The sequence below is a fragment of the Kribbella lupini genome (assembly GCF_039529595.1).
Classification (GTDB): Bacteria; Actinomycetota; Actinomycetes; order Propionibacteriales; family Kribbellaceae; genus Kribbella; species Kribbella lupini.
In genome coordinates this window covers 689,715-709,052 of the sequence record NZ_BAAANC010000001.1, presented here as the reverse complement: position 1 = coordinate 709,052, position 19,338 = coordinate 689,715, and the positions used below count along the sequence as shown (strand labels likewise).

The following is a 19,338-nucleotide window of genomic DNA, read 5'->3' as shown; positions in this document are numbered from 1 at the left end:
CAGAACGAGTAACACCCGCCGCACACGGCGGCGCGTGCGCATCTCTGAGGGGGGATGTTGTGAAAAGGGTGGGGATCCTTGCACTGGGCGGAGCACTGGTGGCGGCGTTGCTGTCACCGGTGCCCGCACAGGGCATCAGTGCTTCGCTGTCGGCTCTACCGAGCGCGGCGTGGCAGACCAACGCGAGCGTGCAGGGCCTGGCGGTAGCGGCAGGCAAGGCGTACGTCGGGGGGCGTTTCACCACGGTCCGGCCACCGGGGGCGGCCGCCGGCACCAACCAGACGAATCGGACCTATCTGGCCGCGTTCGACCAGAGCACCGGGGCGCTCGACACCGGGTTCAACCACACCCTGAACGGGATGGTCTGGGCGATCGCCGCCTCGGCCGACGGGTCCAGGGTGTTCGTGGGCGGCGACTTCACGCAGGTCGACGGGGTGACCCGGAACCGGGTGGCCGCGTTCGACACCGCCACCGGTGCGCTGGTGAGCAACTGGAAGCCGTCGGTGTCGTACCGGGTCAAGGCCCTGGCGGTCTCCGGCAGCACGGTGTACCTGGGCGGCTCGTTCGGCCTGGTCAACAACGTCGCCCGGCCGCGCCTGGCGGCCGTGACGACCAGTACGGCGGCCCTGCTGGCCTGGGCGCCGCAGGCCGACAACGACGTCTACGCGATCGACGTCGCCGACGACGGCACCAAGGTGTACGCCGGGGGCAACTTCTCGACGATGAACGGCACCGCCCGCTGGTCCGTGGCCAGTCTGGACCCGGTGGACGGCTCGCTGCAGCCGTTCCCGGCCGCGTCCGCCGTACCGGATCCGGTGCCCGGGTGCACGTCGCGGGTCAAGGACATCGAGACCGCGGGCGACCGGGTGTACTTCGCCAACGCCGGTGACGGCGGTGGCTGCTTCGACGGTACCTGGGCAGCGGACGTTGCCGGCGGCAACCTGCTGTGGAAGAACAACTGCCTCGGCGCGACCGAGGCGATCACCTACGTGAACGGCTGGCTCTACAAGGGGTCGCACGCGCACGACTGCAGCTACCAGGGCGGCAGCGGCTTCCCGCAGGGCGCCGGGCGCTTCCTGCTCACCCAGAACATCGACACCGGTGAGCTCGGTCCCTGGTTCCCCAACACCAACACCGGCGCGCCGACCGCGGTCGGGCCGCTGGTGTCCGCGACCGGCGGGGCCGACCTGTGGGTCGGCGGCGACTTCACCACGGTGAACGGCTCCGGTCAGCAGGGTCTGGCCCGGTTCACCGGCGCCGGACCGGGGGCTGCTCCGGCGAAGCCGGCCAAGGTGGTCCCGGTCAGTTACCAGGCCGGTCAGGTCAAGGTGAACTTCCAGACCGTGCTCGACAACGACGACATCGGGCTGACCTACCGGGTGCTGCGCGGCTTCGGCAACACCACGGTGGCGACGTACACCGCCGAGTCCCGGTTCTGGAACCGGCCCTGGCTGTCCTTCACCGACACCGGGCTGACGCCGGGGTCGTCCCAGGTGTACCGGATCGAAGTGACCGACGGGAACAGCACTCTGCGGGGCGACTACTCGCTGCCGGTCACCGTGGCCAGTGTCGACGCACCGTACGACCAGCAGGTGCTGGCGGACGGGCCCACGGCGTACTGGCGGCTCGGAGAGCCGAACGGGACGGCCACCGCGACCGACTCGTCCGGCCAGAACAACACCGGCCCGTACTCCGGTGTCGTGCTCGGCGCGACCGGCGCGCTGACCAGCGGTGGCAACACCGCCGCCGACTTCGGCCCCGGCAGTCGGCTGATCGGCCAGACGGTGGTCAGCCAGCCGCAGAACTTCAGCGTCGAGGCCTGGTACCGGACGACGTCGGGCGGTGGCGGCAAGATTGTTGGCTTCGGCAACAGCTCGAACGGGACCAGCAGCCAGTACGACCGGCACCTGTACCTGCAGAACGACGGCACCGCCGTCTTCGGCGTCTACGACGGGTCCACCCGGGTGATCACCTCGGCAGCGGGCACCAACGACGGCCAGTGGCATCACGTGGTCGGCACGTTCGCGCCGGGCTCGATGAAGTTCTACCTGGACGGCGTGCTGCAGGGAACCCAGACGGTCGCGGGCGCCGAGCCGTACACGGGGTACTGGCGGATCGGCGCCGACAACCTGAACGCCTGGCCCAACCAGCCGTCCGACGCGGGGATCGACGGCACGGTCGACGAGGTGGCGGTCTACCCGACGGCACTCACCGCCGACCAGGTCACGACCCACTTCGAAGCACGCTGACCAGAAGTGCGGGGCCCGGAGCACACCTCAGTGCTCCGGGCCCCGTACTACGTCAGAGGTCCGGGGTGGGCACCGAATCGTTGGCCAGCGTACCTGGCTCGGATTGCAGACCGGCTGCCGCGCGGTGGGCCTTCAGCGCCTTGTGGGCTTCGTGCCACCACAGGAGCAGCGTGCAGAAGGCTGCGGCGGCCAGGCCCCAGGCGGCGCCTTGGGCGTCGCCCAAGGCGGCTCCGGTGACGCCGGCGGTGATCAGGATGACGGAGGAGATCAGCCGGACGCGCAGGCCGCGGCCGGCGGCGGCCAGGGCGCGCATGATGGCGAAGGCGCCGGCGTTGGAGGCGCCCAGAGCCTGCAGGAGGATGACCGGGACCATGACCGCGCTGGCTTCGGCCCAGACTCCGGGGCCCAGCAGGGCTCGGCCGATGGACTCCGGCAGGAGCAGGAAGATCGCTCCCCAGGCCAGCGCTCCGGCGCCCACGCCGAAGGAGATGGCCAGGCCGACTCTCCAGAGCCGCCGGTGCGAGTGCTTCAGTGCTCGCGCAGCCTCCGGTACGGCGACCGCGCGGATCCCTTGGTTCAGCACGTTGACCGGTCCGAGCAGCACCTGCGCGCCACGGATGCCGGAGACGGCGGCGATGCTTGCCGCCGCGGTGATGCCGAGCATGTAGACCTGGATCGTCCCGCTGACCGCGAGCATCTCCCCCACGTACTTCGGCGTCAGGTCCCGGTTCTGCCGCAGCCAGTGCTTGACCAGCCGGAAGCGCGGCAGCAGACCGGTCTGGAACCGCCCGAACACCGCGGCGATCACCGCCCCCAGCCCCCAGCACAGCGTCAGTGAGAAGGCCGTCGCCGAGCCGGTCAGGTACAGCCCGCCGAACAGCACGGCCATCGCGACCAGCCACACCAGATCGTTGAGGAAGGCTCGTCGCCCGTCCCCCACGACGAAGAACGCCCACCGCCAGGCGTCCTGCAGCAGCAGGCCGGGCATGGTCACCGCGAACGCGATCAGTACGCCGTGCGACGGTACGCCGGGAACCGCCGCGATGATCAGCCCGACGACCATCGCGACCAGCCCCGCGAGCAGGGCGGTCGCCGTACCGGACCGCACGGCCTTCTCCCACGCCGGTGTGCGGTCGCCGGAGTGCCGGACCGCGAGCGGCTCGGTGGCGATCGCGCGGGAGACGTTCAGCGCGATCGTGTAGCCGCCGAAGGCGAGCGCGTAGACCCCGAAGTCGGCGACGCTGCTGCTGCGGGCGACCAGGACGCCGACGGCCAGGTTGCTGAGGCTGGACAGTCCTTGGTCGGCCAGTCCCCAGCCGGCCCGGCCCGCGGGCCCGGCCAGCTTGCTGAGCTTCGGAAGTTTCAAGAAACCGGTTTCGGTGGCTGCCGCAGCACGCCCACAACGAACCGGGGGATGCCGAGCACGTAGCGCTTCCAGAGCCGGCGCGGCTCCTTGTAGAGCCGGTAGCTCCACTCCAGCCCGGCCTTCTGCATCCAGACCGGCGCGCGGTCCAGCCGCCCGGTGTGGAAGTCGAACGCCGCACCGACGCCGATCAGGATCGCCGCGTCCAGCCGGTCGCGGTGCTCGGCCATCCAGCGCTCCTGCTTCGGCGCGCCCAGCCCGACCCAGATGATGTCCGGCGCCGCCGCGTTGAGCCGGTCGACGATCTCCGCGTCCTCTTCGGCCGACAGCGCCCGGTACGGCGGGGAGTAGACGCCCGCCACGCGCAGCCCCGGGTGCCGCTTGGTGAACGTGTCCCGCAGCTTCTCGGGCACGCCGTCGGCGCCGCCGTAGAAGTACTGCGACCAGCCGCGGTCGGCCGCCACCTCCATCACCCGCTCGAGCAGGTCCGGCCCGCAGACCCGTGCCATCCGGTCGAACCCGGCCCGCTTGCCCGACCAGACCAGCGGCATTCCGTCCGCCAGCGTGAGCCCCGACGAGTTGTAGACGCGCGTGAGGTCCGCGTCGGCCCGCGCGTGCAGCAGCGCGTTCATGTCCGCCACACAGACCAGCTGCCGCTGCTGGTTGCCGATCCACTTGCCGAACGTCTCGACCGCGTCGTCCAGGTCGGTCACGCTGACATGGATCCCCAGTACGTCGACCCGCTGGTCCCACCCGGTCCCGTCACCGGTGCTGGTCCAGGGGCCTCGCTCTTCGACCGTCATGCGTTGGCCTCCTGCGTGAGTGCGGCCAGGTCGGCGTCCACCATGATGCGGACCAGCTCGGGCACGTGCACCTGTGCCTTCCAGCTCAGCTCGGTCTGCGCCTTGGAGGCGTCGCCGATCAGCGAGTCCACCTCGGTCGGCCGTTCGTAGCGCTGGTCGTAGTCGACGTACTGCTCCCAGTCCAGCCCCGCGTGCTGGAAGGACAGCTGCACGAAGTCACGCACCGAGTACGACGTACCGGTGGCGACGACGTAGTCGCTCGGCTCGTGGTGCTGCAGCATCCGCCACATGCCCTCGACGTACTCCGGCGCGTAGCCCCAGTCGCGGCACGCGTCCAGGTTGCCCAGGTACAGGCGTTTCTCCAGGCCCAGCTTGATCCGCGCCACCGCGCGGGTGATCTTGCGGGTCACGAAGGTCTCGCCGCGGCGCGGGCTCTCGTGGTTGAACAGGATCCCGTTGACGGCGAACATGTCGTACGCCTCGCGGTAGTTCCGGGTCATCCAGTAGCCGTAGAGCTTGGCCGCGCCGTACGGCGAGCGCGGGTAGAACGGGGTCTGCTCGTTCTGCGGCGGCGGCGTCGCGCCGAACATCTCCGACGAGCTGGCCTGGTAGAACCGGCAGTCCAGCCCGATCATCCGGATCGCCTCGAGCAGCCGGGTGGTGCCCATCCCGGTGGTGTCACCGGTGTACTCCGGCTCGTCGAAGCTCACCCGGACGTGGCTCTGCGCGGCCAGGTGGTACACCTCGTCGGGCTGGATCGAGGCCAGCAACGTGACGAGCCGGGAGCCGTCGGTGAGGTCGGCGTAGTGCAGGAACAGCCGCTTGTCGTCCTCGTGCGGATCGGCGTACAGGTGGTTGATCCGGTGGGTGTTGAACGTGCTGGCCCGACGGATCAGCCCGTGCACCTGGTACCCCTTGGCCAGCAGCAGCTCGGCGAGGTACGAGCCGTCCTGGCCGGTGATCCCGGTGATCAGGGCCTTCTTCATCGGTCAGCTCCCAGGTGGTCGAGGTACCAGGCGTAGGTCTGGGCGAGGCCCGGTTCGAGGTCGACGGACGGCGCCCAGCCGAGGTCGCGCAGGCGGCTCACGTCGAGCAGCTTGCGCGGCGTCCCGTCGGGCTTGGTCGGATCGTTGCCGATGGCACCGGTGTAGCCGACGACGCGGGCGACCAGACCGGCCAGCTCCTGGATGGTCAGGTCCTCGCCGACACCGACGTTGATCGGCGCCGGGTCGTCGTAGTGCTTCAGCAGGAACAGGCAGGCGTCGGCCAGGTCGTCGACGTGCAGGAACTCGCGCCGCGGCGTACCGGTCCCCCACAGCACCACCTTGTCGTCGCCGTTCACCTTGGCCTCGTGGAAGCGGCGGATCAGCGCGGGCAGCACGTGCGAGCTGGCCGGGTCGAAGTTGTCGTTCGGCCCGTACAGGTTGGTCGGCATCGCGGAGATCCAGTGCAGCCCGTACTGCCGGCGGACCGCCTGGACCTGCATGATCCCGGCGATCTTGGCGATCGCGTAGGCGTCGTTGGTCGGCTCGAGCTCACCGGTCAGCAGGCTGGACTCGCGGATCGGCTGCTCGGCGAACTTCGGGTAGATGCAGGACGACCCGAGGAACAGCAGCCGCGGCACCCGGACCTCGAGCGCGGCGTCCATCAGGTTGACCTGGATCCGCAGGTTGTCGCTGAGGAACTCGGTCGGGTGGTCGCGGTTGGCCAGGATGCCGCCGACGCGGGCGGCCGCGTCGATCACCACGGCCGGGCGGTGCTCGGCCAGGAAGGCCGTCGTCGCCGCGCGGTCCCGCAGGTCCAGCTCGGCCGAGGTCGCGCCGATCAGGTGGCTGCACCCGGCCTGCTCCAGCCGGCGCCAGATCGCCGACCCGACCAGACCGCGATGCCCCGCGACGTAGATCGGGGACCGGGGGTCGATCGTCATCAGTAGGCTCCCGCTCCGTAGATCACCGCGCGTACGGTCTTCCAGAGGATCAGCAGGTCGAGCGTCATCGACCAGTTGTCGACGTAGCGCAGATCCAGCCGGACCGACTCGTCCCACGACAGGTCGCTGCGGCCGCTGACCTGCCACAGTCCGGTGATGCCGGGCTTGACCAGCATCCGCCGCGAGTCGTCCGCGGCGTACAGCGCGACTTCCTCGGACAGCGGCGGGCGGGGCCCGACCAGCGACATGTCGCCCCGCAGCACGTTGATCAGCTGCGGCAGCTCGTCCAGCGAGAAGCGCCGGATCCACCGGCCGAGCGGGGTCATCCGCGGGTCGTCGCGCATCTTGAAGATCACGCCGTTGCCGTCGCTCAGCGTGTACAGGTCGCCGAGCCGCTGCTCGGCGTCGGCGTACATGCTGCGGAACTTGAGCATGGTGAACTCCGCGCCGGCCCGGCCGACGCGGCGCTGGCGGAACAGCACGCTGCCCGGGCTGGACACCTTGACGGCGACCGCCAGGCCGATCATCAGCGGGGACAGCAACGTCAGCAGCGCCAGCGCGAGCACCCGGTCGAAGACGGCCTTCAACAGGTGCGGCCCACCGCTCACCGACGGCCGCTCCAGATGCAGCAACGACAGCCCCGCGACCGGGCGGACCGAGATGCGGGGACCGGCCACCTCGATGATGCCCGGCGAAACGATCAGCTCGACACCACGCTGCTCGAGCGCCCAGGACAGGCGGCGCAGGGACTGGCCGGCCAGGTCGGGATCGGTGGACACGGCAACCACCTCGACCGCGTGCCGGTCCACCGCGGCCATGATGTCGGCCTCGTCCAGCTCGTCGGGTCCCAGCGGCCCGGTCGCACGGCCGGCCCCGCGCGGACGACAGGTGGCGACCACGCGGAACCCGTCCGTCGGCCGGCTCTCCAGGTGCTCGCACAGCGTCGCGGCGGGATCGGTCCGGCCGACCACCAGCACCCGGTGCATGCAACGACCCCGCAACCGGTGGCGGTGCAGGTCCTTGCGCAACCCGTACCGCAACGCGAGCGCGGAGCCGACGATCACCGGGATGGCCAGTACGACGAAGCCGCGCGCGATCTCGGTCCTGGTCGCGTACGACGCCAGCGCGACCGCGGCGGTCAGCCCGACCCCGGAGCGCAGCAGTGACCGGAACTCGTCCGGCCCGGCACCGAAGAACCGCGAGTCGTAGCCCTTCGACAAGGCGACCATCGCGACCCAGGCCAACGGCAGCAGACTGCTGATGACCAGGTAACCGCTGCCGACCTGGTAGCCGAAGCGGGTCAGGAGGGCGACCGAGATACCGATCATCGCCGCCAGGAGGTCGCCACCGACCGCGGCCCAGCGATAGACACCGACCCAGCGCGGCTCGGTGAACCTCGACGCGCGCGGCACGATCGCCGGTACTTCGTGCGGGACCACCCAGACAGGACCGTGGGCGTCACTGACTCCGCTCACACCCGGCCCTTCGTCTCACACTGCGATCGCCCGGGCACGCTGCGCCATTGCCCAGGGCAGTTTGCATTCTGCCCGTCATCACTGTCAATCGGCGGAAGCCACGCCACTACCGCCACGCCTGCCTTCAGGTCAACCCCCAGTGAACCCACCCGCACCCGCACTCCCCCTGCACCCCCAGCCTCAAACCAGCACCAGGCAAGAGATCGCAGAGTACTACGCCCCTCTACCAGTTGCGACGGGACTCCAGGAAAACTGTGGATAGAATTTGCGCTGGGGGTGGGGAAATGGGGCGGAGCCCGGGGGGTTCGGCGCGCGTCGACGCGCCACGGTCCCGGCCGGCCTTGATCCCGGCCCTGCGACCGGCGGCCGTGGCGCTGGCAATCGTGGGGGCCGTGCTCCTCGCCGTACCAGCGGTGCTGTACGCGGGACAGACCGGTCCAGGACGACTGGACAGCTGGATCCAGCCCCGGATCAACACGCCGTCACCCGCCTGGTGGGGCGTCCTGGTGGTGGACTGGGTCGGCGAACCGATCGGCCGGCTGTTCGCGGTTCTGCTGGTCACGGCAGTGTGCTTGCTCGCAGGCCGTTACCGGCTGGCGCTCACTGCGGTAGGCGCGGTGGTGGTGGTCACCGCGACCTCGTTGGTCCTCAAGGAGCTCGTCGACCGGCGCATCCACGGGGACTTCCTGTCCTACCCCAGCGGACACACCGCCGCGACGACAGCGGTCTGTCTCGTGCTCGGCCTGTTCCTGAGCGACGTGCTCGTGCTCGACCGAGCCTTGGCGACGGTGGTGGTCACCGGTCTGGCCCTGCTGGGTGGAGGGGTGATGGCCTACGCGCAGATCGACCTCACCGCCCACTACCCGACCGACACCCTGGGCGGATTCGGCTGCGCCCTGCTGATGGTTCCGGCCACCGCGGCCTTGGTCGACAAGCTCGCCGACCGCCGCTAGTTCCGGGCCTCCGCCTGGGGCGAGCCCACGCCTCAGGCGAAGGTGCGGAACACCGGCCGGACCGGACGTCCACCCGTCCACCCGGTCGGGTCACCGGCATCGAGGGCTTTGCGATAGACGGCGCAGGCCCGCGCGACGGCCTCCACCGTCCGGTCCAGGTCAGCAGCGGTCAGCGCCGCGCTGACCACGAAGGACGGTCCGATCACCCCGCCGAGGATCAGCTCGCGCAGGAAGAGCGTGCGGTACTCCTGCGACGGCTCCAGCTGCTCGTCGAGAGTCGCGAAGACCAGATTGCTCGGCCGGCCCCGGACCACGACGTGGTCGGCGACACCCGCGGCGGCCGCGGCCTGCCGGACGCCCGTCGCCAACTGCTCCCCCAGCTCGTGCAGGCGGGCCGTGACGCCTTCCTGCTCGTAGGTGTCGAGGACCGCGATCGCCGCGGCCAGCGAGTGGGTCTCCGCGCCGTGGGTCGTGGACAGCAGGAAGACCCGTTCGCGGGAGTCGTGCAGACCGCCTCGCTCCATCAGCTCGCGACGACCGGCCAGCGCCGCCACCGAGAAGCCGTTGCCCAGGGCCTTGCCGAAGGTGGACAGGTCGGGAGTCACGCCGTACAGGCCTTGTGCGCCCACCTCCGACCAGCGGAAGCCGGTGATCATCTCGTCGAAGATCAGCAGGCAGCCGTAGCGGTGGGCCAGGTCGCGCAGGCCCGCGAGATAACCCTGCGGTGGTTCGTTCTGCGTCGCCGCCTCGAGGATCAGGCAGCTGACCCGGCCCTCGTGCTCCCGCAGCACGAGCTCGGTCGCCTCGAGATCGCCGTAGGGAAAGCGGACCGTGAGCTCGGCCACCGCGGACGGGATGCCCGCCGGCATCGCGGTGGTCGCGATGAACCAGTCGTCGGTGGAGAAGAACGGCTGGTCCGCGCAGATCGCCACCAGCGGCCGGCCGGTGACGGCCCGGGCCAGCTTGACCGCCGCCGTCGTCGCGTCCGAACCGCTCTTGGCGAACTTGACCATCTCGGCGGTCCGGACGGTGCCGAGGAACCGCTCCGCGGCCTCGAGCTCGATCACGCTCGGCCGGACGAAGTTGCTGCCCAGCTCGAGCTGGCGGCGGACCGCCTCGACCACTCGAGGGTGGGCGTGGCCCAGGCTCACGGAGCGCAGGCCGGACCCGTACTCGACGTACTCGTTGCCGTCGGCGTCCCAGACGTGGGCACCGCGGCCGTGGGTGATCACCGGCGCCATCCCCGCGGGGTACTGGTCCTCGCCCTTGGCGTAGGTGTGGGCGCCGCCGGGAACGACGGCGTGCAGCCGGACGTTCAGATCACCCGACCGCTGGAACGATTTGTCTCCGGTGCTCATGTCAGCCTCCTGGCCGCCTCGGCGAGCGACGGCGCGGCCTTGTCCCGCGCCGACATCAGGCTGACCGGGAGCGGCCAGTCGATGGCAAGGTCGGGATCGTCGAAGACGATCGTCACGTCCTCGCTGGGATCGTGGGCCCGGTCGATCCGGTACGACACGTCGGCGGGATCGGTCAGGGCCTGGAAGCCGTGCGCGCAGCCGGCCGGCACGTAGACCGTGACCTGGTTCGCTCCGGTCAGGTCGAAGTACTCACGGTTGCGGTACGTCGGCGAGTCCGGTCGCAGGTCGACCACCACGTCGAACACCGCGCCGTACGAGCAGCGCACCAGCTTGGCCTCGCCGCGGCCGGCCCGGACGTGCAGACCCCGGACCACCCCCTTGGCCGAGCGGGAGACGCTGTCCTGCTCGAACGCGTCGGGATCGAGGCCCGCCGACCGGACCACCGCGCGGTCGAAGGTGCGGCAGAAGAAACCCCGCTCGTCGACGTACGGCGTGGGCAGGAACATCAGCGCGCCGGCGATGCCGGGGACCTGGACGACGTCCATCATGCCTCCTTGATCAGGGCGTGGATCCGATGCCGGCGCACCGGCCCGAAGAGCGCCGAGGACAGTTCGCCGTACTGGCGCCCGAGCGCATCCGTGTACTCGGTGAGCTTGTGCTCGATCTCGGGTCGCAGCTGAGGCGCCCGCAGCTCCAGCGCCCTGAACTGCTCGATCAGCCGCTGGACGTCGAGACTCTGGATCGGTTGCCGGAACTCCGCCAGCCGGGTCTCCGCGAGCAGTACGTCGTTCTTGGCGGCGTAGCTGATCGAGATGGTCGGGATCGCCAGCTTCAGCGCCGCCAGCACGTTGTGGAAGCGCGAGGCGACCACGAGGTCGACCCCCGCGAGCTGGTCCATCAGCTCGCCGAACGACGCCGCCGGCTCGTTGACCAGCCGCTCGTCGGCAAGCCCCGGCCTGGTCCGGCGGAGGTCGTCGACCACTGCGGAGACGACCTCCTGGTCCGACGGGTCGCCGGTGATCAGCCGGACCCGGTAGCCCTCGTCGACCAGCCACCGGGCGAACTCGGTGATCCGGCCGACGTACCCGGTGTAGACCTCGTCCGAACGGTCCCGGTCGGCGTTCGCGCCTCGATAGGCCATCACGCCCAGGGCCACCGTGCGGCTCGGCGCACCCGGTGCGGCGGGTGGGCGCGGCAGGGCGAACGCGAGGTCGGGGTAGACCTCGTCCCCGCTGACGTCGACGCCCATCGTCGCCAGCGCCTGGCGCGAGGGCTCGTCCCGGTACGACCGGTAGGTGGCGAGTCTGGCGGTGGTGCCGAACAGCCAGCGGATGGACAGTTCCCGGGTCACGTTCGCCCCGACGTCGACCAGCGCCGTCCGGGTGCCCAGCAGCCGCCCGGACAGGAAGACCAGGAAGAGCGCGTACGGCCAGCCCCAGGGCCGAAGCTGCAGCGTCGTCTCGAGGACCCCCATCCCCGGCACGATGACGATGTCGTACTTGCGCACCCACAGCGGTGTGCGGACCAGGTCGGCCACCTTGCCGAAGGCCTTCGCGGCCCGGCTGCTCAGCCGCCCCCGGCCGGCCCGGCGTGGCTCGTACCAGGTGATGGACATCGACGGGATGCCGTACTGCCGGCGCACTTCCTCAGGACCCGAGCAGACGCACGTGATCGGTGAGTCCGGGTGCTGCTCGCGCAGGAAACCCAGCATCGCCTCGAACGATGCGTGGTTGCCCAGGTTGCCCGAGCCGAGCAAGCCGAGGATCGCGATCCGTGGCGCCGTACTCATTCCTGAGCTGCCCTGCGGTACGTGCCGGACGCGACGTTGTCGGGTCCGGCCGTCGCGGAAGCCGCGGAGGCCGCGGCGCTGTCCTCGATCCGCTGCGACGACCCCGGCAAGGCCCTGCTCATCAGCCACTGCGCCAGGTACAGCCGGCAGCGACGCCGGTCGGCCGACGACAACGGCGCTCTGCCGATCGCCCCGACGAAGCCACCGACGTACTCCGCCAGCAGCCGGGCGGTCGGATTGCGCAGCCGGCCGGCCCGCCGGGGATCCATGTTGGCGGCCCGGGTGCGGATGGTCGGCTTGGCCCGCTCCGCCCGGTCCGGGTGGTCGCGCCGGTAGTACAGCAGCTCGGGGACCTGGTGGAAGCGCCCGTGCAGGGCCAGTTCCGCCATGATGGTGCGGTCGGAGTGGTGGTAGCTGGCGTTGAGCGGCGTCCGGCGCAGCACGTTCGAGCGGATCACGCCGTAGAAGTCGTCACCGCCGACCGTGAACAACATGCTCCTGAACCGCTCGGGCGCCCGCGGGTCGTCGGTCGCCAGCGGGTAGTCGACCTTCAGCACGATGTCGCCGGACTGGTCGATGATCGCCTGCCAGGCGTGCGCGAGCACCAGCTCCCGGTCGTCGTCGAGGGCCTCGACGCAGCGCAGCAGCAGGTCGCGCCCGTAGAGGTCGTCGTGCGACGCCCACTTGAACAGCTCGCTGTGGCTCTGCTCGAAGACGTAGTTGTGGTTCGGCGCGGCGCCGATGTTGACCGGCTGGCGCACGTAGCTGATCCGTGGATCGCGCGTCAGGTAGTCCCGGCAGATCTCCTCCGTGCCGTCGGTGGAGGCGTTGTCGGAGATGATCAGGTCGAAGTCCGCGTAACTTTGCCCCAGCAGCGCGTCCAAGGACTCGGCCAGATACTTCTCGCCGTTGTAGACCGGCAGGCCGACCGTCAGTCGAGGTACTGCGTTCATGTGCTCCTCATCTCAGGCAAGTGCTCCGGTTCCGGACCGAACTCGGGCAGGGACGGCGTGGCGCCGGCCTGCTGTCGTTCGCGAATCCCGGCTCTCAGGTAGATCCACCAGACGATCGCGCCGAAGAAGGTCGCGGCCGCCGCGCCCCAGGCCGATCCCTCGGCGCCGCCGAGCGCGCCACCGCTGACGCCACCGACCAGGTACGCCGCGGACGCCCACAGCTGCGCCCGCAGACTGCGTTGGGCCACGCCCAGGGCGCGCAGACCGGCGGCTGCTCCGGTGTAGAAGCTGGCGTTCATCACCGACAAGGTGGCCGGGAGCAACAGCACCGACGCCGAGGTCCAGACGTCGCCGAGCAGCCGGTGGCCCCAGTCGTGCGGCAGGGCGACGATGAGTGCCATTCCCCAGAGCAGTGCGGCCGCGGCCTGGACTCCACCCAGCAACAGGCAGAAGGTCCGCAGGCCGCTGACCGACCGGCGCAGCACCCGTGCCGCCTCCGGCACCGCCACCAGACCGACTCCGGACAGCACGATGAAGAACGGGCCGAGCAGCATCTCGGCACCGCGGACCGAACCGACCGCCGCGATCCCGGCGAACGCACCCAGTCCGTACATCCGGAACTGGTACGCGCCGCTGAGGGTGAGGTTCTCGACCAGGTACCGCACGCTGAGGTCGCGGTGCTGGGTGAACCAGCGGCGGGTGCTGAACAGGCGGGGCAGGATGCCTGCCTGCAGGCCGCTGACCACCGCGGCGATCGCGCTCCCCGCACCCCAGGCGAGCACGAACAAGGTGACGCTGGGACGGTGCGAGGCGACGTACAGCAAGGGAACCAGGGCGATCGCCCAGGTGATGTCGCTGACGAAGGCCTTGCCGCCCTGACCGGAGGAGAAGAAGGCGAACCGCCAGCTGTCCTGCAGCGTCAGGGCCGGCAGCACGAACCCCAGGGCGACGAACGCCGCGCCGGGTCTGCCGCCCAGGGCGAGTCCGGCGACGACACAGACCGCGCCGGCCGCCAGGCCGACCGTGATCGCCATGCCGGTCGAGCTCGCGACCGCGGTCCGCCACAGCGGCCGCGGTACGCCGCTGAAGCGGACCGCGAGCGGGTCGGTGGCCAGGCCGCGGGAGATGTTCACCACGACGCCGTAGGTCACCCAGGCCAAGGAGAACGCACCGAACTCGACGGCGCCCATCGAGCGGGCGACGACGATCCCGACGACGAAGCTGACCATGCTGGTCACGGCCTGGTCGGCGAGTCCCCAGGTGAGTCGGCGCAGAACCCCTCTCACGGTCAGCCCACGACTTCGTGCGGTTCGGGCAGCGGGACCAGGTAAGTGGCGCCCCAGCCCTGGCCGTCGGCCTCGAGCTGGGAGATCACCTCGTCGGCGATGTCCCAGGTGAGCACCAGGACGACGTCGGGCCGGGCCGCGCGCAGTTCGTCGATCGAGCGGATCGGTACGCCGCAGCCCGGGATCCGCCGGCCGTGCTTGCCCGGCGCGGCGTCGACGGTGAAGGCCAGCAGGTCCGTGCCGACCTTGCTCAGGTCGAGCAGCACCGGCGCCTTCGACGGCGCGCCGTAGCCGAGAACGGTCCGGCCGGCGGCCTTGTGGCGGACCAGTTCGTCGTGCAGCGCCCCGGCCGCGTGCCAGGCGGCCTCCTGCAGGGTCGCCAGCTGGATCTCGTCGGAGATTCCGGCGGCCGCCTCGTCCTGGAGCATCTCGGCGACCGACTCGTCGGGCGTCGCTCCGGCCGAGTGCCGCAGCATCACCCGCAGGCTGCCGCCGAACATGTCGATCCGGCGCACCGACTCGACCGCCAGTCCGTGCAGTGCGCCCAGCCGGATGACGGCGCCGAGCGAGAGGTACGACCAGTGGCCGTGCCGGATGGTGTCGAACTGGTTGCCGATGAACAAGGGCAGCAGGTGGTGGAACTCCAGCACCAGCAGTCCTCCAGGGGCCAGCCGTTCGGCCCGGAGCCGCATCATCTCGCCGACCTCGGGCTCGTGCGCGATACCGTGCACGTCCACCACCAGGTCAGCACTGCCGGAACCGGTCGCGATTCGGCAGCCCGCGGCGGTCAGGTGGTCGAGCCACGATCCGCCGTGGTGGCTGGCGAACTCGAAGACCGTGGCGCCGGCCAGCTCCGGATGCTCGGCCAGCAGTTCCTTCACCGAGGTTTCGGCGTGGGCCAGGCTGGTCGCCGACTCGACGGCCAGCGGCGGCTCGGGCAGCTGCGGCTCGACCGGCCCGAGCTGGACGAGCTTGCAGTCACGGCACAGCCACAGCTCGAGCGGCCAGCGCGGGTCCTCCTCCGCCGTGTCGATCGGCGGGAAATGGTCCGCGCACGGCTGAGGGCCCAGATCGACCACCGGCGTGACGTCGTCACCGGCACATCCACGACAGCTGAAACCCGTCATCTCTCCCCCTCGCGTCACCATGTGAGTGCGGCCTTGCCGGTCGTGAACGCCTCGGCGTACCGGGCGCGGCACTCCATCCCGCGTAATCGGGCCAGGCCCGCGAAGACCTCCTCGTCGAACCAGTCGTGACCGACCTGCGACGGAAACGCCTTGTGCAGCCGGGCGACCTTCTCGCGCAGCTGCTCCTCGGTCAGGGCGACGTACAGCCACGGCCGGCTGATGTCGCCGTCCCACTTGGGAATCTCGTAGTTCAGCACCAGGTGGTCGCGCCACACCGTGGTCGCCAGGTCGGCGACCGTCCGGTGGTCCTGGTGCGCGTCGGTACGGCTGGGGGCCAGAACGAGGTCGGGCCGGCGCCCCCGCGCCGTCGCCTCGAGCAGCTCCTTGACCTGCTCCCAGTACGTCGGGAGCCGGCCGTCCGGCAGCTCGGCGGACGTGACCGTCACCGCGCACCCGGGGAGGAACAGCTCCGCGCCGCGGCGGGCCTCCTCCAGGCGGACCGGGTCACCGGTCGCGATGACGAACTCGGCGGTCAACCCGGGGACGGTCTCGGCGAGCCGCAGCAACGTCCCGCCACAGCCGATCTCGATGTCGTCCGGATGCGCCCCCAGGGCGACCACATGACTGTCCCGGCCCCGCAGGCCGAGCTGGAACGGAAGCATCAGATCGCCGCCACCGTCGGCGTCGGCAGTTCGGTCCCGTTCCCGCCGGAGCCACGTCCATTGCTCTCGGCAACCTTCGTGTCCGCGCCGGACGGAGCGGGGACCGCGGGATGCTCGGTGCTGCGGGGAACGCCTGCCTCCCGTGACCACACCGCCCAGGGCTTGGTCCCGGACCGGTACAGCTCCTCGAGCTGGCTACGCTCCTTCAAGGTGTCCATCGGCGCCCAGAACCCGTGGTGCGGGATGGCTTCCAGCCGGCCCATCGCGGCCAGCCGCGGGAACGCGTCGCCGACCAGGTCCTCGCCCTGGTGCAGCACGTCGAAGACCTCCTTCTTCAGCACGAAGTAGCCGCCGTTGATCCACAACGGCAGGTCGGTGACCGAGCGCAGCGCGTTGATCCGGGCGTCCGGGCCGAACTCGACCACGTGGAAGGACGACTGCGGCGGAACCGCCAGCAGGCTCGCGGTGATGTCACTGGCGAGCACGTGGTCGACGATCTTGTCCATCGGCGCGTCGGTCAGCACGTCGCCGTAGTTGGCCAGGAAGACGTCGTCGTCGTCCAGGTACGGCCGGACCCGCCGCAGCCGCTCACCGATGCTGGTGTCGATCCCGGTGTCGACGAACGTGATCCGCCACTCGCTGATGTCGGAGTCGAGCAGCTCGACCTGCTGCCCGCCCTTGGTCATCACGAAGTCGTTGGAGTGCGTCTCCTCGTACCGCAGGAAGTACTCCTTGACCGCGGCGCCCCCGAATCCGAGGCACAGGATGAACTCGGTGTGGCCGAAGTGCGCGTAGTAGCGCATCACGTGCCAAAGCACCGGCCGGTCGCCGATCGTCATCATCGGCTTCGGTGCGGAATCGACTCCGCTGCGCATCCGCAGCCCGAGCCCCCCACAGAAGATCACGACCTTCATGGAACCCCTCCCCTGGTCGTTTCGCCGGTCTGGACCGGCGGGTCAGATCACTTCGAGGCGCGGGATCGGGACGACGAACCGCGCGCCCCACTCCCGTGCATAGCCGAGCTGGTGCACGATCTCCTCCCGCAGGTTCCACGGCAGGATCACGATGTAGTCGGGGCGGACCTCGGCGAGCCGCTCCGGCGCGAAGATCGGGATGTGCGTCCCGGGCAGGTACATGCCGTGCTTGTGCGGGCTGCGGTCGACCGTGAACGGCAGCAGGTCCTCACGGATCCCGCAGTGGTTCAGCAGGGTGTTGCCCTTGCCGGGTGCGCCGTACCCCGCGACCGACTTGCCCTCGCGGGCCGCACCGACCAGGAACTCCACCAGATCGGCCTTGATCGCGAACACGTCGCGCGCGAAACCGGCGTGCCCCTCGACGGTGTGCAGCCCCGCTTCCTCCTCGTTCTTCAGCACCTTGAGCACCAGCTCCGACGGCTCCCCCGCCGTCTCCACCGGTGCCGACATGACCCGCAGCGAACCGCCGTGGCTGACCAGTTCCTGGACGTCGACCACCTTCAGGCCGGCCTTCTCCAGCGCCAGCGAGGCGGTCCGCAGGGTCAGGTACGAGTAGTGCTCGTGGTAGATCGTGTCGTACTGCCGGCCCTCGATCAGCCGCAGCAGGTGCGGGAACTCCAGCGACACCAGGCCGTCGTCCTTGACCAGCGCGCGCAGGCCCTTGGCGAAGTCGACGATGTCGGGCACGTGCGCGAACACGTTGTTGCCCACCACCAGATCGGCCTTGCCGTGCCGCGCCGCGGCGTCCTGCCCGGTCCGCTCCCCGAGGAAGTAGCTCTCGGTCCGGATCCCCTTCTCGTTCGCGACCTCGGCGATGTTCGCGGCCGGCTCGATGCCGAGCACGGGAATGCCGAGGGCCACCGCGTGCTGCAGCAGGTAGCCGTCGTTGCTGGCCGCCTCGACGACCAGGCTGTCGGCGCCCAGGCCGAGGCGCTGCCGCATGTCGACGACGAACCGGCGGGCGTGCTCCACCCAGCTGGTCGAGAACGACGAGAAGTACAGGTAGTCGCTGAACACGTCGTCGGCGGCAACGTAGGCCGGCAACTGGACCAGCAGGCAGTTGTCGCAGATGCGTACGTGCAGCGGGTAGAAGGTCTCGCCCTCGTCGAGCTGGTCCGCCCGCAGGTAGCTCTCACAGGGCGGGGACATCCCGATGTCCACGAACGTGCGGGTCAGGGGCTGTCCGCATAGTCGGCAGCCGAGAGATTCCACCATCAGCGCATCTCCTCGAAAACAGATGACCCGGGAGCCGGGAACTGGTCGTCGGTCAGCCGCCGGAGCCGGTCGTCGACCAGTCCTTGCGACAACAGCTGGTTGATTCTGCGCAGCCGCACGAACTGCGCGGAGTTGAAGTCGTCGAGCGTCAAGCCGTGCTTGCGGTACGCCGCGGCCAGCTCCTCGACCCCGTCGCGGACCGTCCACCGCAGGCGCAGGTCGGGGAAGGTGTCCTCGAGCTTGGAGAAGTCGACCTTGTAGTTGCGCAGATCCGGCCCGGCGCCGGCGGCGAACGAGACGGTGGAGCCGGGAACGGCCTGGCCGACCATCTCGGCGATGTCGCGAACCTGCACGACGTCCTCGGGCCGGCCGACGTTGAAGGCCTCGTCGTGGATCACCGCGCGGGGCGCCTCCAGCACCGTGGCGAAGGCGCGGCTGATGTCCTCGATGTGCACCAGCGGCCGCCACGGTGACCCGTCGCTCTCCATCCGGATCTGGCCCGTGGTCATCGCGATCGCGGTCAGGTTGTTCACCACGATGTCGAGCCGCAACCGGGTCGAGGCGCCGTAAGCCGTCGCGTTGCGCAGGTACGTCGGGCTGAAGTTGTCGTCCGCGAGCTTGGACAACTCCTTCTCCGCAAGGGCTTTCGTCTCGCCGTACGGCGTCACCGGGTACAGGTCGGCGTCCTCGCCGACCGCCTCGGAGCCGGCGGCGCCGTACAGGCTGCAGGAGGAGGCGAACAGGAAGCGCTCCACCCCCGCCTCCTTGGCCGCCTGGGCCACCCGCAGGGTTCCGTCCAGGTTCACCGAGTACGTCGTGTCGCGGTTGAGGTGGCCGAGCGGATCGTTCGACAGCGCCGCCAGGCACACGACCGCGTCGTACCCGGCCAGTTCGGCCGCTCCGACGTCGCGCATGTCCCGGGGTGCCCGGTCGCCGATCGGATCCGGGCCGCCGAGCAGGTCGCACCCCTCGTACAGGCCGAGGTCCAGGCCGTCGACCTGGTGGCCGGCCGCGCGCAGGAACGGGACGAGCACCGCACCGATGTAGCCGCGATCTCCGGTGACCAGAACCTTCATCGACATCTCCTCGCCGCAGTTCGGTGGCCGGACCACGTTCCGGCTTCGACTAGTACAGATCCGCGGCGTCCCGATCTGATACATCGAGATTTCTTGTATCAAAGGCAGCTCGTCGCCGTTCTCTTGTG

The 19,338-nt window shown here is 70.2% G+C and carries 17 protein-coding genes; 2 read left to right on the top strand and 15 right to left on the bottom strand.

All coding sequences use genetic code 11. From position 1 onward, the window contains the following. Positions 1 to 68 precede the first annotated feature (68 nt). Positions 69 to 2,249 carry a LamG-like jellyroll fold domain-containing protein gene (locus ABD235_RS03230; protein ID WP_344169066.1) on the top strand — a complete coding sequence of 727 codons (2,181 nt, stop codon included), beginning with the start codon at positions 69 to 71 and terminating at the stop codon, positions 2,247 to 2,249. 52 nt (positions 2,250 to 2,301) lie between these two features. Here the strand turns inward: ABD235_RS03230 and ABD235_RS03225 are convergent, their stop codons facing one another. From ABD235_RS03225 to ABD235_RS03205, 5 genes are read right to left on the bottom strand one after another with little or no spacing between them, the layout of a single operon-like run. Next, the gene (locus ABD235_RS03225) at positions 2,302 to 3,615 is read right to left on the bottom strand and encodes an MATE family efflux transporter (protein ID WP_344169063.1); all 1,314 of its coding nucleotides are present in this window, start codon (positions 3,613 to 3,615) and stop codon (positions 2,302 to 2,304) included. Further along, the gene (locus ABD235_RS03220) at positions 3,612 to 4,415 is read right to left on the bottom strand and encodes a WecB/TagA/CpsF family glycosyltransferase (RefSeq protein WP_344169060.1); all 804 of its coding nucleotides are present in this window, start codon (positions 4,413 to 4,415) and stop codon (positions 3,612 to 3,614) included. The genes ABD235_RS03225 and ABD235_RS03220 overlap by 4 nt, the downstream gene beginning before the upstream one ends. Further along, positions 4,412 to 5,401: a GDP-mannose 4,6-dehydratase gene (gene gmd / locus ABD235_RS03215; protein WP_344169057.1), complete on the bottom strand. Its 990-nt coding sequence runs from the start codon at positions 5,399 to 5,401 to the stop codon at positions 4,412 to 4,414. The genes ABD235_RS03220 and gmd overlap by 4 nt, the downstream gene beginning before the upstream one ends. Next, the gene (locus ABD235_RS03210) at positions 5,398 to 6,342 is read right to left on the bottom strand and encodes a GDP-L-fucose synthase family protein (protein WP_344169054.1); all 945 of its coding nucleotides are present in this window, start codon (positions 6,340 to 6,342) and stop codon (positions 5,398 to 5,400) included. Before ABD235_RS03210 ends, gmd begins: the two co-directional genes overlap by 4 nt. Next, on the bottom strand, positions 6,342 to 7,817 hold the full coding sequence (locus ABD235_RS03205; protein WP_344169051.1) for a sugar transferase: 1,476 nt from the start codon (positions 7,815 to 7,817) through the stop codon (positions 6,342 to 6,344). The genes ABD235_RS03210 and ABD235_RS03205 overlap by 1 nt, the downstream gene beginning before the upstream one ends. 383 nt (positions 7,818 to 8,200) lie before the next feature. Here ABD235_RS03205 and ABD235_RS03200 point away from each other — a divergent pair, with 383 nt between their 5' ends. After that, positions 8,201 to 8,770 carry a phosphatase PAP2 family protein gene (locus ABD235_RS03200; RefSeq protein ID WP_344169048.1) on the top strand — a complete coding sequence of 190 codons (570 nt, stop codon included), beginning with the start codon at positions 8,201 to 8,203 and terminating at the stop codon, positions 8,768 to 8,770. A gap of 32 nt (positions 8,771 to 8,802) precedes the next feature. On the opposite strand, the gene ABD235_RS03195 is transcribed toward ABD235_RS03200, so the two are convergent. From ABD235_RS03195 to ABD235_RS03150, 10 genes are read right to left on the bottom strand one after another with little or no spacing between them, the layout of a single operon-like run. Beyond that, positions 8,803 to 10,128, bottom strand: coding sequence for a glutamate-1-semialdehyde 2,1-aminomutase (locus ABD235_RS03195; protein WP_344169045.1), 1,326 nt, complete (start codon positions 10,126 to 10,128; stop codon positions 8,803 to 8,805). After that, entirely contained in the window at positions 10,125 to 10,673 is a 549-nt protein-coding gene (locus tag ABD235_RS03190) for a dTDP-4-dehydrorhamnose 3,5-epimerase family protein (RefSeq protein ID WP_344169042.1), read from the bottom strand. Before ABD235_RS03190 ends, ABD235_RS03195 begins: the two co-directional genes overlap by 4 nt. Beyond that, positions 10,673 to 11,917, bottom strand: coding sequence for a polysaccharide pyruvyl transferase family protein (locus ABD235_RS03185; RefSeq protein ID WP_344169039.1), 1,245 nt, complete (start codon positions 11,915 to 11,917; stop codon positions 10,673 to 10,675). Before ABD235_RS03185 ends, ABD235_RS03190 begins: the two co-directional genes overlap by 1 nt. Then, a complete protein-coding gene (locus tag ABD235_RS03180; RefSeq protein WP_344169036.1) occupies positions 11,914 to 12,870 on the bottom strand; it encodes a glycosyltransferase family 2 protein in 957 nt (318 codons plus the stop codon). The genes ABD235_RS03185 and ABD235_RS03180 overlap by 4 nt, the downstream gene beginning before the upstream one ends. Beyond that, positions 12,867 to 14,156, bottom strand: a complete 1,290-nt coding sequence (locus tag ABD235_RS03175; protein WP_344169033.1) for an MATE family efflux transporter — start codon at positions 14,154 to 14,156, stop codon at positions 12,867 to 12,869. Before ABD235_RS03175 ends, ABD235_RS03180 begins: the two co-directional genes overlap by 4 nt. A gap of 2 nt (positions 14,157 to 14,158) precedes the next feature. Next, positions 14,159 to 15,283, bottom strand: a complete 1,125-nt coding sequence (locus ABD235_RS03170) for a class I SAM-dependent methyltransferase (protein WP_344169030.1) — start codon at positions 15,281 to 15,283, stop codon at positions 14,159 to 14,161. A gap of 14 nt (positions 15,284 to 15,297) precedes the next feature. Beyond that, positions 15,298 to 15,945, bottom strand: coding sequence for a PIG-L deacetylase family protein (locus ABD235_RS03165; RefSeq protein ID WP_344169027.1), 648 nt, complete (start codon positions 15,943 to 15,945; stop codon positions 15,298 to 15,300). Continuing rightward, positions 15,945 to 16,859: a sugar phosphate nucleotidyltransferase gene (locus tag ABD235_RS03160; protein WP_344169024.1), complete on the bottom strand. Its 915-nt coding sequence runs from the start codon at positions 16,857 to 16,859 to the stop codon at positions 15,945 to 15,947. The genes ABD235_RS03165 and ABD235_RS03160 overlap by 1 nt, the downstream gene beginning before the upstream one ends. Positions 16,860 to 16,901: 42 nt before the next feature. After that, positions 16,902 to 18,134, bottom strand: coding sequence for a class I SAM-dependent methyltransferase (locus ABD235_RS03155; protein WP_344169021.1), 1,233 nt, complete (start codon positions 18,132 to 18,134; stop codon positions 16,902 to 16,904). After that, positions 18,134 to 19,210 carry an NAD-dependent epimerase/dehydratase family protein gene (locus ABD235_RS03150; RefSeq protein ID WP_344169018.1) on the bottom strand — a complete coding sequence of 359 codons (1,077 nt, stop codon included), beginning with the start codon at positions 19,208 to 19,210 and terminating at the stop codon, positions 18,134 to 18,136. Before ABD235_RS03150 ends, ABD235_RS03155 begins: the two co-directional genes overlap by 1 nt. Positions 19,211 to 19,338: the final 128 nt, after the last annotated feature.

What these genes read in the sequence shown, in the direction of transcription:
- gmd (WP_344169057.1), bottom strand. Translation starts at nt 5,401, where the DNA reads ATGAAGAAGGCCCTGATCACCGGGATCACCGGCCAGGACGGCTCGTAC.
- ABD235_RS03190 (WP_344169042.1), bottom strand. Translation starts at nt 10,673, where the DNA reads ATGGACGTCGTCCAGGTCCCCGGCATCGCCGGCGCGCTGATGTTCCTG.
- ABD235_RS03195 (WP_344169045.1), bottom strand. Translation starts at nt 10,128, where the DNA reads ATGAGCACCGGAGACAAATCGTTCCAGCGGTCGGGTGATCTGAACGTC.
- ABD235_RS03160 (WP_344169024.1), bottom strand. Translation starts at nt 16,859, where the DNA reads ATGAAGGTCGTGATCTTCTGTGGGGGGCTCGGGCTGCGGATGCGCAGC.
- ABD235_RS03210 (WP_344169054.1), bottom strand. Translation starts at nt 6,342, where the DNA reads ATGACGATCGACCCCCGGTCCCCGATCTACGTCGCGGGGCATCGCGGT.
- ABD235_RS03185 (WP_344169039.1), bottom strand. Translation starts at nt 11,917, where the DNA reads ATGAGTACGGCGCCACGGATCGCGATCCTCGGCTTGCTCGGCTCGGGC.
- ABD235_RS03165 (WP_344169027.1), bottom strand. Translation starts at nt 15,945, where the DNA reads ATGCTTCCGTTCCAGCTCGGCCTGCGGGGCCGGGACAGTCATGTGGTC.
- ABD235_RS03180 (WP_344169036.1), bottom strand. Translation starts at nt 12,870, where the DNA reads ATGAACGCAGTACCTCGACTGACGGTCGGCCTGCCGGTCTACAACGGC.
- ABD235_RS03150 (WP_344169018.1), bottom strand. Translation starts at nt 19,210, where the DNA reads ATGAAGGTTCTGGTCACCGGAGATCGCGGCTACATCGGTGCGGTGCTC.
- ABD235_RS03220 (WP_344169060.1), bottom strand. Translation starts at nt 4,415, where the DNA reads ATGACGGTCGAAGAGCGAGGCCCCTGGACCAGCACCGGTGACGGGACC.
- ABD235_RS03170 (WP_344169030.1), bottom strand. Translation starts at nt 15,283, where the DNA reads ATGACGGGTTTCAGCTGTCGTGGATGTGCCGGTGACGACGTCACGCCG.
- ABD235_RS03155 (WP_344169021.1), bottom strand. Translation starts at nt 18,134, where the DNA reads ATGGTGGAATCTCTCGGCTGCCGACTATGCGGACAGCCCCTGACCCGC.